At 52.9% G+C, this 13,082-nt stretch carries 13 protein-coding genes; 8 read left to right on the top strand and 5 right to left on the bottom strand.

Annotated elements, in window-relative coordinates:
* Positions 1–169: 169 nt before the first annotated feature.
* Positions 170–1,339, top strand: a complete 1,170-nt coding sequence (amrS, locus tag WHS46_07330; GenBank protein ID MEJ5348485.1) for an AmmeMemoRadiSam system radical SAM enzyme — start codon at positions 170–172, stop codon at positions 1,337–1,339.
* Here amrS and WHS46_07325 read toward each other — a convergent pair.
* The 4 genes from WHS46_07325 to nth form a co-directional block, all read right to left on the bottom strand.
* Positions 1,311–3,707: a hypothetical protein gene (locus WHS46_07325; GenBank protein ID MEJ5348484.1), complete on the bottom strand. Its 2,397-nt coding sequence runs from the start codon at positions 3,705–3,707 to the stop codon at positions 1,311–1,313. The genes amrS and WHS46_07325 overlap by 29 nt on opposite strands.
* Positions 3,708–4,102: 395 nt before the next feature.
* Complete coding sequence (ilvA, locus tag WHS46_07320) at positions 4,103–5,311, bottom strand: threonine ammonia-lyase (GenBank protein MEJ5348483.1); 1,209 nt, start codon at positions 5,309–5,311, stop codon at positions 4,103–4,105.
* 60 nt (positions 5,312–5,371) lie between these two features.
* Entirely contained in the window at positions 5,372–6,013 is a 642-nt protein-coding gene (locus WHS46_07315) for a 50S ribosomal protein L11 methyltransferase (GenBank protein MEJ5348482.1), read from the bottom strand.
* A complete protein-coding gene (gene nth / locus WHS46_07310) occupies positions 6,010–6,666 on the bottom strand; it encodes an endonuclease III (GenBank protein ID MEJ5348481.1) in 657 nt (218 codons plus the stop codon). Before nth ends, WHS46_07315 begins: the two co-directional genes overlap by 4 nt.
* A gap of 529 nt (positions 6,667–7,195) precedes the next feature.
* Here nth and WHS46_07305 point away from each other — a divergent pair.
* The 3 genes from WHS46_07305 to WHS46_07295 all read left to right on the top strand — a co-directional run bounded on the left by WHS46_07305 (position 7,196) and on the right by WHS46_07295 (position 9,298).
* Positions 7,196–7,393, top strand: a complete 198-nt coding sequence (locus WHS46_07305) for a cold shock domain-containing protein (GenBank protein ID MEJ5348480.1) — start codon at positions 7,196–7,198, stop codon at positions 7,391–7,393.
* Between the two features lie 76 nt (positions 7,394–7,469).
* Positions 7,470–8,474 (top strand): peptidylprolyl isomerase, encoded by a 1,005-nt coding sequence (locus tag WHS46_07300; protein ID MEJ5348479.1) that lies wholly within the window; start codon positions 7,470–7,472, stop codon positions 8,472–8,474.
* Between the two features lie 629 nt (positions 8,475–9,103).
* Positions 9,104–9,298, top strand: a complete 195-nt coding sequence (locus tag WHS46_07295) for a hypothetical protein (GenBank protein ID MEJ5348478.1) — start codon at positions 9,104–9,106, stop codon at positions 9,296–9,298.
* A 90-nt stretch (positions 9,299–9,388) separates the two neighbouring features.
* Here the strand turns inward: WHS46_07295 and WHS46_07290 are convergent, their stop codons facing one another.
* Entirely contained in the window at positions 9,389–9,859 is a 471-nt protein-coding gene (locus WHS46_07290; GenBank protein ID MEJ5348477.1) for a peptidylprolyl isomerase, read from the bottom strand.
* A 187-nt stretch (positions 9,860–10,046) separates the two neighbouring features.
* Here WHS46_07290 and WHS46_07285 point away from each other — a divergent pair, with 187 nt between their 5' ends.
* The 4 genes from WHS46_07285 (at position 10,047) to WHS46_07270 (ending at position 13,065) form a co-directional block, all read left to right on the top strand.
* Complete coding sequence (locus WHS46_07285) at positions 10,047–10,646, top strand: VOC family protein (GenBank protein MEJ5348476.1); 600 nt, start codon at positions 10,047–10,049, stop codon at positions 10,644–10,646.
* Between the two features lie 163 nt (positions 10,647–10,809).
* Complete coding sequence (locus WHS46_07280) at positions 10,810–11,787, top strand: RnfABCDGE type electron transport complex subunit D (protein ID MEJ5348475.1); 978 nt, start codon at positions 10,810–10,812, stop codon at positions 11,785–11,787.
* Complete coding sequence (locus tag WHS46_07275; protein ID MEJ5348474.1) at positions 11,784–12,425, top strand: FMN-binding protein; 642 nt, start codon at positions 11,784–11,786, stop codon at positions 12,423–12,425. Before WHS46_07280 ends, WHS46_07275 begins: the two co-directional genes overlap by 4 nt.
* Before the next feature lie 25 nt (positions 12,426–12,450).
* Positions 12,451–13,065 carry an NADH:ubiquinone reductase (Na(+)-transporting) subunit D gene (locus WHS46_07270; GenBank protein ID MEJ5348473.1) on the top strand — a complete coding sequence of 205 codons (615 nt, stop codon included), beginning with the start codon at positions 12,451–12,453 and terminating at the stop codon, positions 13,063–13,065.
* Positions 13,066–13,082 lie beyond the last annotated feature (17 nt).

Genomic DNA, 13,082 nt, shown 5'->3' with positions numbered 1-13,082 from the left:
TTTCACCTCTACCTTGAAATGGCAAGAGACCTTGGTCTTGCGAGTTCCCGGACAAGCTCTTAAGTAGAGACGGACCGATGTGTCCGGGTCGATTTAGACGACCGTCAAGGCGGCAGTCGTTGGCCAACCTGAAACGATAAATTAAGACTTTTTCTCGAAGGGGCTGATCATGGATCGGCGAACTTTTTGCCTCACGATGCTTCGAGGCTGCACCGTGGCGAGCTTTTTATGGGGAGTCGACTGCCTTTGGAAGCCGTCTAAAGCTTCGGCCCTTTCCTTTCAAAAAGGTTTCATGCAACCCAAGGTGTCTCCCTATTACACGGCCTTGGAAAACAAAAGGATTCGCTGCACGTTATGCCCCAGAGAATGCGAAGTGGAGCCAGGAGAAAGGGGCTATTGCGAAGTGAGGGAAAACCGCGATGGCGTCTATTACACGTTGGTCTACGCAAACCCGTGCGCCGTCCATGTGGATCCCGTGGAAAAGAAGCCCTTCTTCCATGTGCTGCCTGGAAGCCGATCCTTTTCTTTGGCTACCGCCGGGTGCAATTTCGATTGCAAGTTTTGTCAAAACTGGGAAATTTCACAGGCGCGCCCCGAAAACACCCTGAACGTTGCCCTTTCACCTCAAAACGTTGTGACTCTGGCTTCCCAATACGGGTGTGCCTCCATCGCTTCCACTTACGTCGAACCCACCATTTTCTTCGAATACATGAAAGATATCGGCATGGAAGCCTCCAAAGCCGGCATCCTTAATGTCATGCATTCCAACGGCTTCATCAATCACGGTCCCTTAAACGACTTGATCCCTTATCTGCACGCCGCCTGCATCGACCTTAAATCCATTCGAGACGATTACTACCGGGACATGACGGAAGGTTCCTTGGAGCCGGTTTTAAACACATTGAAAGCACTCAAAAACCATAGGGTTCACACGGAACTGGTGACCCTTCTTGTGCCAACTCGTAACGATTCGGAAAAAGATATTCGAGACCTCAGTCGCTGGGTGCTTAGTGCTTTGGGGGAAGAGACTCCTTTGCATTTCAGTCGGTTTTACCCGCGCTACAAGCTGCAAAGCCTTCCGCCCACGCCTGTGGAAACCTTGGAGAAGGCAAGAAACATCGCCATGCAGGAAGGGCTGCGTTACGTCTATGTGGGCAATGTTGCCGGTCATCCCGGTGAGCATACCTATTGTTCCAAGTGTGGCTCTATGATTATCGAAAGGACCGGTTACACGGTGCGCCTTAAGGCCTTTGATGCAGGACACTGCAGCCGTTGCGGCACGCCGATTCCAGGCATTTGGGTGAATCCTCTTAAACCCGGCGAAGGCTCATCCAGCTGATGCCAAGCACAAGAATCAGCAAGATTCCGTAAAGCTGAAAGACACTCCGAACCCCAAATACCGGCACCAGAACAAGCGGGGTGAGCATGGCGGCACCGGCGGCTCCGATCATGTCGGCTCCATAGAGCAGCCCTCCCACGGCACCCTTTTCAGCGACGGTTTTTTCAATGACCAGGCAACCCAAAGCAAAATGAGCTCCTCCCGCAGCCCCGAAAAAAAATCCTACACCGGCAAAGACGGGCAAAACACTCCACACGGGCCAGAGAGTCACGAAACCCGGGAAGCCATCCAGCATCCAAGGGCAGACGGCCCCCATAAAAAGGGCGCTCAGTACCTGAACGCCAAGAAAAACTCGAACCGCCCAGAGTGGAGGGATGCGGGCCGCTCCTACTCGATCCACCGCTAAAGTCCCCGCAGCAAGCCCGGCCATACACGTGGTGATGAGTACAGTCACATGCGCGTAAAGGGCTCCGGCCACAATCTGATAAAGGAAAAGCAGCAGGACCTGAAAAGCCATCTGGGTGGCTCCCATACTCCCCACGGTCAAAGCGACGCTCCATGTCAGAAGGGAACGGCACCAAAGTAGCACCACGCCAAAAAGACTCACCATGCCACATAGGCCAAAAAATCCTGCCTTCAAGGAGAGCGTCGAGCGCAACAAAGGCTCCACAAAAGCGGTCACGCCGGGATGAAACTGGGTCACCCACATGGAAGATGCGGCAAAGAAACCTACAGGGTCCAAATCCTGATTCCAGCGTGGGCTTTTTTCTTGAGTCGCTAGAGACCGAAAGTAGGCTAAACGCAGGGGATCTAAAAGATTTTCCAACCGGTCCGGCCGTACATACGCCAGCGTCAGCCGGCGTTCCTCGGCACGTTGGCTCAAGAGGCCGGGGTCCTCCGTCAGAGCACGACCATCCATGGAACCCACTAGATGGATGCGGTCTCCCGGATAGAAAACCAAGTGCGGAAAAACGGAATGAAACGTCTGAAGCATCACGCGAAAATAGGTGGCCTGAGCTTTTCCAAGCATGTCTTCGGACCCCGAGAAATGGAGACTGACCATACCCCCGGGACGCAACACTCGGGTCAAAGAACGAAAGAATTCGTGAGTGAAAAATCGGTTCGCCCCCAACCACAAAGGATCCCCGACCTGAAGAAACACCACGTCGTAACGAGAATCTGTGGTTTCCACATACCGACGTCCATCAGCCGAAAGAAAGGCCACACGAACAGGCTTCCCAACCGAAAAGCAACTCGACCTTCCTTCACCGGCCCCCCAAAGATCCGCCGAAAACCGCTCCTCCTTCGCTCCCGGCCCTTCTTGGACACGATTTTGTCTTAGCCTGGTGAAAAGGTGGACGGTCATGTCCGGATCCACCACATCGATGCGCCGCACGGAATCATAGCGGCACATGTGTTCAAGATTTTCAGGGCTTACAGCTCCCAGGACTAAAACAAGATGCGGCCGTTCATGCTGAAGCATGGTCAAATGAACGGCTTCTTCAGCGCTCTGAGGATCAGGATAAGAAAAAAGCCAGGATCCGTCGGCCATGATCGATTCTTGAAACGCATCTTGCAGAAGAGCTACGTTTCGGTAAAGAGTATCCTGAACGTTGACCAGATGTGGACCCCACTGCCATCGGCGGCTGGAATTTTCAAAAAGTCCTAAACCACACACGACGCAAGCGGCTGCCCCCACCAAAAGAAACCGCCATGCTTTGTGACCATGTAAAGCATCATCAACCACACCCCAGACCCCTAAGGCTGTGACCAGAGCCCCCAAAAGGACGGCACCAAGCAGAAGGGGACCTCCAAACAGCAAGAAAGCATACAGCCAGACTCCTCCAATGGTGGCTCCAAGGCATTCAAAAGCGTACAGACGAAAAGACGACTTCCCGTGTGGAGTCCGCTGGATAGAAACATCGAGGGACCAGGCTGTTGCGAAAAAGACTCCGAAAAGAAGACAGACGGGAGCTGTAACAAGCCCTGTCACCAGGACCATGCGTTCAAAGGGCACCAATTCGCCAGGTTTTAGACCGTAAAGGAGGCGGGAAGCTCGAACCCAAAGGACGGACACCGGCACGAACACCCCGTACAAGGAAATCAGCGCGCATAAGAAACGGCGGCTTACGGTACCACGCTTGTCAAGTCGGCTTGATACACGCCCACCCACAAGGCTTCCAAGCCCAGTCCAGACCAGCCAAAAAAACAACACCAGACCGATGGTCAATTCACTTCCATAAAACAACGCCAGGCATTCCCGCACCACAATCACTTGGTTCGCCGTAGCGGCACAGCCTCCAGCCGCTACGGACGCCAGCACAAAGCGTCTTTCTCGCGATGTTTGCGCTCTCGTGATTTGGCCCATAGCCGTTTGAGGAACACCTTCAAGTCGTCGCGGGAACAGATGGATCTCCCCATTCCATATCCAGATCCCTAAAAGCTTGCAGGACAAGGAGCAGCCACATCAAACCGATCTCTTCACCCATTTCCATCAATCTTTGCGGCCGCACCAATGTCTTCACCCATTCCCATCACTCTGTAGGGGTGGACCTATGGGTCTGCCCCTTACCCATTGACCTGATACAGGCCGACCGATCTGTCTACCCCTACCCATCAATCTTTGCGGCCACACCAACGTCCTTACTTATTCCCATAACTCTGGAGGGGCGGACCTATGGGTCTGCTCCTACCCCATACCCTGAATGCTTTACCTGCTACCTTCCGACCTTTGACTACGATTCCCTTCCCCTACGACCCAACCTAGGAAGAGACAAGCTTGTGTCCCGATGCATGCACAGCTCTAAGAAGGGATTGCGCGTGCGGAAAACCTCTGGTTTCCACTTCCAAAGTCACTTCCGTCACGTGAATGGGCAAATGGGGCACATGGCGATTATGGGAAATATGCAGCACGTTGGCACCTTGGGACGCCACCACGTTAAGAAGCCCGGCGAGGGATCCTGGAACATCCGGCAATTCCACGGTGAGGCGAGTCAATCGGCCTCCCTTGACGAGACCTTTTGTCAAGATACGTCCCAGCAGCGGGCTATCCACGTTGCCTCCACTCACCACAAGGACGACCTTTGCCTTGGAAGGCCATCGAAAACCACTCATGAGCAAGGCTGCCAAAGGGACGGCTCCCGCTCCTTCAGCCAGCACCTTTTTTCTTTCCAGAAGCAGCAACAAGGCCTCAGCAATGTGCTCCTCATCCACCAAAACCACTTGAGAAACAGTCTTTCTGAGAATTTCAAAGCACAGATTTCCTAATTCTTTCACCGTAATGCCGTCCGCGATGGATTGGCTTCCTTCGACACGCACCACTCGGTTTTGGTGAAGCGCTTGCCATGCCGAAGGGCACACCGCCGCCTGAACCCCTATGATTTCCGTATCGGGCCGCAGAGCCTTGACGGCCGAGGCGATGCCTGAAATGAGGCCTCCGCCACCGATAGGCACAAGCACGGCCTGAACATCGGGACAATCTTCAAGGATTTCCAAGCCCATGGTACCTTGGCCTGTAATGATGTCGGCATCATCGTAAGGGTGAATGAAGGTGTAGCCCTGGTCACTGAGTTCTTTGGCTTTTTCCAGGCTTTCTCCCAGGGTTCGACCGTGAAGAAGGATCTGGCCGCCGTAGGATCTCGTGGCTTCCTGTTTTGTCAAAGACGCCCATTCCGGCATGACGATGAGCGCCGGTACCCCTGCATGGCGTGCCGCCAGAGCGACACCTTGGGCATGGTTTCCAGCCGAAGCGGCCACCACGCCTTGAGGACCCAGAGAATCTCGGCGAAGAGAAATCTTGTAGCTTGCGCCGCGGATTTTAAAGGATCCGGTTTTTTGAAGATTTTCCAGCTTAAGATACACCTCGGCGCCAAACAGGCGACTGAAGGTGGGAGAATAAACCAACGGAGTCCTAAGAATCCGGCCGTGCAACATTTTAGCGGCTTGCTGAATCTCCTTTAAGCCGATCTCCATGAATGGCCTCCCTCCATGAACATGGCGATGATCCTTTGACGCCCTGCTCTTACCTTTTAATTAAAGGGCAAAGCTTTCCGCAGAGTCCCGGATGGCGAGCAGGGCGCCCCAGGTGAAACTTCCAGACGGCGGAATCCCGAAAAAGGTTAAATCTCCTTGTCGACGTTCCATCACAATAAAACCTGTTTCTTGAAGGCATGTTTCAAAAGTGGGCATGTGAATGTCCTGAAAGCCGGAGGCAACCAGCGCACCATTTTCGGCCACTCGATCTAAGATAGGACGAAACAGTCTTTCCCAGCATGACCAGGGCACATTGGCCGCTACGGTGTGAAAGGTTCCGCCGATAGCCTCGATGGAGCCATGAACCCAGTTCACCCGCTTCGACAGCCCATTGGCCCTGGCATTTTGTCGAGAACACTCCACGGCGTTCCAGGCGATGTCCACTCCCACACACCATCGGGCCCCGAGTTTCGCCGCCGTCAAGGCCAAAATCCCTGTGCCGCATCCCACGTCCAAAAATCTGGTTTCATGGGAAAACAGCCGGCTTTTCCATGCTCCGAAAATTTCCAGACACAAACGCGTTGTGACATGAAAAGGATGAAAAGCATGCTCTGTGCGCACGACCAGCCATCCGCTCTTGCGTTCCCAAGGCCATAGCGGGCTTACGCAAAGAGGAGGAAGATTCTTGACATCCAGTTTCATGAGACGCTTCCTCGGCTCGATTTCTTTTCGGGCTTGATTTGACGGCCAATAGAACCCGAATTTCCTGCATCGTACGCGATGTTCCGGCCCGTTGCACACCAGGGGCGCACCGCACAGCGATCACACTTGGGATGCCTCGGAAGACACGTGGTTTGGCCATGCTTGACCAGAAGTTCATTAACCTTCAAAAGCCATTCTTTAGGAACAAGGCGTTCAAGCACTTCCTGCGTTTCTTCGGGCTTTCGCGTTGTGACCATTCCAAGCCTGTTGCTGATGCGGTGCACATGCACATCCACGGGAACGGCCGGTTTGTGAAATCCGTAGACCAAAACGCATGCGGCCGTCTTGGGGCCGACCCCTGGAAGAGTCATCAAATCAGAGGTGTTGTCTGGAATCCTCCCTCCATATTGAGACACCAAGTGTCGGGCCACTTCCTTAAGACGCCGTGCTTTCGTTTTGTAAAAATTTACGGGACGCACCAGTGATGTAATTTTCTCCAGCGGGGCTTCAGCTAAATCCTTCGGAGTCGGGTACTGTTCCAACAGCGCACGGGCCGCTTCGTCGGTTTTGGCATCTCGCGTGCGGTGAGAAAGCAGGGTTCCCACCAGCACACGAAAAGGGTCGCCGTCGGTGTGCCAGTTCCATGGATTCATACCATATGCCTTTGCAAGTGCTTCAAATACAGTCGTCATGTGTTCCTGCGCGAGCGCTGATTTTTCGGTGTCTTCTGAAGTCACGGCTCAACCTCCGGGAAGTTCTTGAAGGGTGTTTTTGAAAGTCGTCCTTTTTCTGAAGCGAAGGATTCTTGTGGGCATCCATTTTCGCCTGAAGGGCTGCACTACTAGAAAAATCAACGTCTTTGTTGTGTCTCGAACAAGGTTTTCAGAGCCTTCCTTTGGAACATGGCAAAAGAAATGGGACCAACTTCAAAGTCTATATCGATTTTCTCCTGAAGAAGACGATAATTTTCTTGTGTCTTAGCACGGTCTCGGCTAGAAGGATTTTGTGGTTTGCGGGATGCAAGGTGTTCTCCCGCGTTTTATGGTTGTGCGTACGTGCAGTTGAGGTCGGTTTCCGGGGCCCACGGACGTTCGGTCTTCCCTTTTCGGATAGGACCACCTCCAGGGAGCCGCCGAACGAGACCCGACGAGGCGTACCAGAGCAGAGAGGAGTTTTGGAAAGATGGAAGGCCGAGTCAAGTGGTTCAACGAGAAGAAGGGTTATGGTTTCATCGAGACCGAAAATCAGGGGGATGTCTTCGTCCACTACACGGGGATTCAGGGGGAAGGGTTTCGTACCCTGACCGATGGAGAAGCCGTGAGTTTTGACATCACCGAAACGCCCAAGGGGCCCCAGGCGATCAATGTTCGAAGAATTTAAGGATCTCTAAGAACGAGCCTTAGAGGCGCACCCCAAGGGAATGCCCTGGGGTGCTTTTTTTATTGAAAGGAGATTTATGAGACACAAATCAAGCACCATGCGAATCGTTGTCACGGCAAGCGTCCTGATCGCCCTGCTAGGCTTTGGCATTGCCTTGGGCGCGGAAAGTGCCAAGGATACGGATAAGAAACCGGCGGCTACCGTCAACGGTAAGGCCATTTCCAAGGCCCAATTTGATCGGCAAATGAACGGGGTGCGCCAAAGACTGTTGCAGTCGGGACATCTTTTGAGTGACGTGGAACTTCGGGATGTAAAAAGCCGAGTCTTGGAAAGTCTCATCGATCGAGAGCTGTTGTACCAGGAAAGCCAGAAACGCGGCTTTAAAGGAGACGCCAAGGCCGTAGACAATCAGATAGTCCAGTTCAAGCAGCGTTTTGAAACTCAGGAAGCCTATGAGCAGGCCTTGAAAAGCATGAACCTAACGGAAAATGCGATCCGCGAAGAGTTGCTCAAAAACAGCGCCATCGATCAACTGGTCCAGGACCGGTTCAGCAAGGGTATTACGGTTTCCGACGAGGAATCCAAGGCTTTTTACAAAGAAAGACATGAGCTCTTTGAAAAGCCGGAACGGGTGCATGCGCGACACATTTTGGTAAGCGTCAAGCCGGACGCTTCGGCGGAGGATAAAAAGGCTGCCCGCAAAAAGATCGATGACCTTAAGGCCCGCCTCAACAAGGGCGAGGACTTTGCCACATTGGCTCAATCCCAATCCGATTGTCCCAGCAAAGAACGTGGCGGGGATCTCGGCTTTTTTGCCCGCGGCCAGATGGTGAAGCCTTTTGAAGAGGCCGCCTTTGCCCTCAATCCAGGGGCTGTGAGCGACGTTGTGGAAACGGATTTCGGCTATCACCTGATCCAGGTCATTGAAAAGAAGCCTCAGGAGACCGTGCCCTACGAGCAGGTGCAACCGAACATCGCCGAACATCTGCAAAAGCAAAAGACTCAGCAAAAGGTTGAGGAATTCTTGACCCAGGCCAAGAAAGACGCCAAAATCACTCGCGCCAACGTGGATGACCTCTAGAAGGTTGTTCGACAAAGGCAATCTCCCTGGAAGAACGGGCGTCCTTTCCGCACAAATGGCGGGCGAGGGACTCGCTCTTCCAGGAGTTGACCCAATTTCGGGCTTTTAGGGGCAGGGCGGCGCCTCGCCCCTCCTTTTAGACGACCCAACGGTTTTCGCCGTTTTCGAACAGCCTATGAGATGGTTGTCTGAAAACGCGCTTTTATGGCACTGCGGACGAGTCATTCAACCCATAGGATCCGCAGGCCGTCCTCATGAGGCCCAAACCAAGGCCGAAACCCATACAGAAATGAAATGGACGGCACCCCAGCCTACCACACAGGAATGGGTGCGGACTCATGGGTTCGCCCAATTCCTCATGGGGTCTGGAGCGGACACATGGGTTAGCGCCAAAAGAGCATGGACATACTGGGCGTTTTCACCTTCGCTGTGATTAAGGGGTGAAGCCGTCGGCCCGCCCCGTGAAGGGTCGTTGAGGATAACGTTGTGTCACCGCAAAAGTCTGCGTCTGTCTCTTTCCGGACAAGTCTCGAGAGCTTTTCCGGAAAAAAATTGGGATCCGGGCTTGGGAATGTGAAAAGCCGCCGTGGCCTTGTCTGAAGTTCGCAGATGTTACGGAGGGAAAGACCATGAGCGACGAAATGGAATGCATGTGTCAGGAATGCGGTATTTCGTCCTACTTTTCCGCTCTGGACCTCAGCTATGAAGATGCTCCAGGCTTTACGGGAAAGCGCCTGATCACCAACCTCTTTTGCCCACAGTGCGGGGGTGTTCTTTTCCTGGTGGGCCGCATCGACGAGGAACCCCGATACAGAACGGGATAGGTTTCGGTGCAACAACCTGACAAAAAAATCCCCCGCGAAGGCCGGGCTCTTCACGGGGGAACTTTTTTGGTTTATCCAGACCTTGAAAGCCTAGCAGGAACACCCACAGCTGCAGTCGGATGGGCACGGAGCATCAGAGATTTCCACAAGCTCCACGTCGAAATTGAGCGCTTTTCCGGCAAGAAAATGATTGAGATCAAGCGTCACGGTGTGATCCGTCACATCCGTCACGGTGGCATACACGGTTTGATTGTCACTGGTAGTCAACGAAAGCACTTGACCCACGGGCGGATTAAAGTCCGGGGGCAGCTCCGATCGTTCAAACACCTTGGTCAATCGTTCGTCCCTTTCGCCGTAAGCTTCTTCGGCGGGAATGCGGAACGATTTCTTTTCATGCACGGCCATGCCCAAAACGGCGTTTTCAAATCCAGGAATTACATGGCCGGAACCCACCTGGAAATGGAGCGGCTGGCTGCCCTCGCTGGAATCGAAAACCTGACCGTCGTCCAATCGCCCGGTGTAGTGCACCTTGACAAAATCACCCTTTTCCACTCGCTTCATTCGTCTCTCCTTGAAATTTTCATTCTATCCAATGCATTCTTTTGTTCCACCCTAGTGACCCTTCCGGGTGAAGTCAAGCAGGGAATTCGTGATTTTTGTCTTGCGGCTTGCTGTGGATTCTGGCAGCCGGCCTTGAAGTCGTCCTCAAAGGAGCCCTTCGACAGAAGATTTCAACAAGGAGTTTTCCATGAAAAAAGTGAAATTCACGGGGATTCATCACCTGGCTTTGGTGACCCGGAACATGGATCAAACCATTCGCTTTTGGAGAGATCTTTTGGGATTGCCCCTTGTGGTAGCCATGGGGCGTCCGGGATATCGACATTACTTTTTTGCGCTTTCTGAGAATGACATGGTCGCCTTTTTCGAATGGCCTCAGTCGGAGCCGGTGCCCGAAAAGGATCACGGGGTTCCCGTGAAGGGACCCATTTCCTTTGACCATGTGTCCTTTGGAGTCGCCGAACGTTCATGCCTTTGGGATCTTAAAGCCCGTCTGGAAGCCGCTGGTTTTTGGGCTTCGGAAATCATCGATCACGGCTTCGTTCTTTCCCTTTATTCCTTTGATCCCAACGGTATCGCCATTGAATTCAGCTACGCCGTAGAGGAGGTGGACGTCAGGAAAGAACCTCGCCTTGTGGATCCGGCACCATCCGCCGTGACCCTGGAAGGACCTTATCCCAGACCCGGTGTATGGCCTTCCTATGAAACGATTCCAGAAGAAGAAAGACAGATCTATCCGGGAGAAGGTGAAAAACTGCGGGATTCAAAAAGCATCTGGAAAAAAGCGTAACTTTTGACACTGCACTTGATTCCGCGAAAAGTCTTGCGACACGAGTATTGACGGCTTGAAAACACGCCGAGGATGCGTTAGCAATGCTTGGGTGTGGCGGCGACCTTTCCGTCTTGTAAGCAGATACGAGGGCTGAAGTCGGTTACACCGAAGGGATCAAGGAATGTTTTCAACACAAACGACCACGGGTTCCGCCAAGAAACGTTTTCTTATGCAGCCTGTGATGATGCGGGTTGTTGTCGGATTGATCCCGTGTCTTTTAGGCGCCGTCGCCTTTTTCGGACTAAGAGCTCTTTGGGTCACAGGTGTTGTGCTGGCGGCCGGAATAGCCGCCGAGGCCGCCTTTACATGGCGTCAGGGCAAACCGGTGACCTCCGCGGTTTTCGTCTCTTGCCTTATCTATGCGCTCAGCCTTCCCCCCACCGTTCCCCTATGGATTGCAGCGGTCGGCATCGTTTTCGGTGTTATTTTCGGAAAGATGGCTTTTGGAGGTTTCGGCTACAATATTTACAACCCCGCCATGGTGGGACGTTGTTTTGTTTACATCAGCTTTCCTTTGGCATTGACCGCCGGCTGGGTTTCCCCCTTCCCTTCCTTGTGGCAAGGTTTCAGTTCCTGGCTTCCTTCGGTGGACGCCGTCACGGCAGCCACTCCCTTAAAACTGATCCAGGCAGGTGAAACAGTGCCATTAAAACCCCTCATCTGGGGCAATGTCTCCGGTTCCATGGGGGAAACCAGCGCCGTGCTTATCGCTTTGGGAGGAGCTTACATTTTGTACAAAAAGGCGGCCCAATGGCGATTGGCTTTTTCATGCCTACTTGGAGCCTTTCTGGCAGCCTCCATTTTTTATGTCCTTAAAATTCCAGGGATCCCCGATCCCGTCACCTTCATGATGGCAGGATCCCTTCTTTTCGGAGCCTTCTTCGTGGTCACGGAACCCATCAGCGGTCCCAAGACCAAACCTGCGCAGTGGATTTACGGCATGGCCATTGGAGCTCTCACCATCGTGCTGCGACGCTGGTCCAATTTTCCGGAAGGGATCATGTTTTCCGTGTTGTTTATGAACACTTTTGTCCCACTTTTGGACCGAGCCGTGCAAGACGTCCAAAAAAGAAGGTCTGAAAAAGGGATTTCCTCATGAAAGGGCGCCTTTTCTCAACCCTTTACATGTTCCTCTTGTCTTTGGTGTTTACGGCCGCGGTCAGCGGGCTGAATCTGCTTCATCAAGACCGCATCAAGCTTAATGAAGACAGGAAAATGCAAGCGCTGGTGCTGCATGTGCTGAACATTCATCTTGAACCTCAGGCCACGGACCAAGAGGTATCCACCACTTTTTCCCGGAGAATCCGTCTGGCGTCTCTGGGAGACCGCCCACTTTACGTGGGTCTCGATAAAGATGCATCCACCGTTATCGGGTATGCTTTTCCTGTCTCAGGACCCGGGTTTTGGGGAGCCATCGAAGCCATGGTGGCTGTTGATCCCAAAGTGGAACGTATCTTGGGAATTGCATTTTATCGACATAGTGAAACACCGGGGCTTGGAGGACGTATCACGGAAGATTGGTTTCAAAAGCAGTTTCAAGGCCGCCCGTTGCAGGTGCCTTCGACAGGTCTTCGATTTTTTTACCTCAAAACACCGGGAACAGCTTCGGGTCCAACGGAACTGGATGCCATCACGGGAGCCACCGAAACTTCAAAGCGTCTTGAAAAATTTCTCGATGATGAGCTGAAGCAAACCATCCCGCTTCTTTTGGAACAAAAAAAGATGCAGCGCGTGTAACGGAACCGAAAAAAGAGGACAAGTCATGGCCAAGACCCAGGTACGGACTCTATTTCGTAAAGGCGTATGGGAAGAAAATCCTGTCTTTCGCCAAATTCTTGGAATCTGTTCCGCCCTGGCCGTCACCAACCTCATGACCAATACCTTGATTATGGGGCTGGGCCTTATTTTTGTGACCGCCATGTCCAGCGCTACGGTCTCGGCACTGCGTAAGATCACCCCTGAACGCATTCGCATGATGGTCCAGGTGTTGATTATCGCTTCCTACGTGATGATGGTAGACATCTTCCTCAAGGCCTATCTGCCCGACATCAGTGAAGCGCTTGGGCCTTATGTGGGCCTGATCATCACCAACTGTATCATCATGGGACGATGTGAAGGTTTTGCCAGGAACAATCCCGTCTGGCCCGCTTTTCTCGACGGTATTGCTTCAGGTGTCGGATACGCCCTTGTACTTCTCATTATCGCCACCGTCAGAGAGCTTTTGGGCTTTGGGACCCTCTTCGGCAAGCCCCTGATGCCCTCGACATGGGTTCCCTGGACAATCATGATTATGGCCCCGGCCGGTTTTTTCATGCTCGCCGTTTTCATCTGGATTGCCTATACTCTGGAACATAAGAAAACTCAAGGTAAGCCTTAGAATCTTGTAGGAAGATG

The sequence above is a fragment of the Desulfosoma sp. genome (genome assembly GCA_037481875.1).
Lineage (GTDB): Bacteria > Desulfobacterota > Syntrophobacteria > Syntrophobacterales > DSM-9756 > Desulfosoma.
This window is presented reverse-complemented; position numbering and strand designations above follow the sequence as displayed.

What these genes read in the sequence shown, in the direction of transcription:
- WHS46_07280 (MEJ5348475.1), top strand. Translation starts at nt 10,810, where the DNA reads ATGTTTTCAACACAAACGACCACGGGTTCCGCCAAGAAACGTTTTCTT.
- amrS (MEJ5348485.1), top strand. Translation starts at nt 170, where the DNA reads ATGGATCGGCGAACTTTTTGCCTCACGATGCTTCGAGGCTGCACCGTG.
- nth (MEJ5348481.1), bottom strand. Translation starts at nt 6,666, where the DNA reads ATGAATCCATGGAACTGGCACACCGACGGCGACCCTTTTCGTGTGCTG.
- WHS46_07305 (MEJ5348480.1), top strand. Translation starts at nt 7,196, where the DNA reads ATGGAAGGCCGAGTCAAGTGGTTCAACGAGAAGAAGGGTTATGGTTTC.
- WHS46_07290 (MEJ5348477.1), bottom strand. Translation starts at nt 9,859, where the DNA reads ATGAAGCGAGTGGAAAAGGGTGATTTTGTCAAGGTGCACTACACCGGG.
- WHS46_07275 (MEJ5348474.1), top strand. Translation starts at nt 11,784, where the DNA reads ATGAAAGGGCGCCTTTTCTCAACCCTTTACATGTTCCTCTTGTCTTTG.
- ilvA (MEJ5348483.1), bottom strand. Translation starts at nt 5,311, where the DNA reads ATGGAGATCGGCTTAAAGGAGATTCAGCAAGCCGCTAAAATGTTGCAC.
- WHS46_07270 (MEJ5348473.1), top strand. Translation starts at nt 12,451, where the DNA reads ATGGCCAAGACCCAGGTACGGACTCTATTTCGTAAAGGCGTATGGGAA.
- WHS46_07295 (MEJ5348478.1), top strand. Translation starts at nt 9,104, where the DNA reads ATGAGCGACGAAATGGAATGCATGTGTCAGGAATGCGGTATTTCGTCC.
- WHS46_07300 (MEJ5348479.1), top strand. Translation starts at nt 7,470, where the DNA reads ATGAGACACAAATCAAGCACCATGCGAATCGTTGTCACGGCAAGCGTC.
- WHS46_07325 (MEJ5348484.1), bottom strand. Translation starts at nt 3,707, where the DNA reads ATGGGCCAAATCACGAGAGCGCAAACATCGCGAGAAAGACGCTTTGTG.
- WHS46_07315 (MEJ5348482.1), bottom strand. Translation starts at nt 6,013, where the DNA reads ATGAAACTGGATGTCAAGAATCTTCCTCCTCTTTGCGTAAGCCCGCTA.
- WHS46_07285 (MEJ5348476.1), top strand. Translation starts at nt 10,047, where the DNA reads ATGAAAAAAGTGAAATTCACGGGGATTCATCACCTGGCTTTGGTGACC.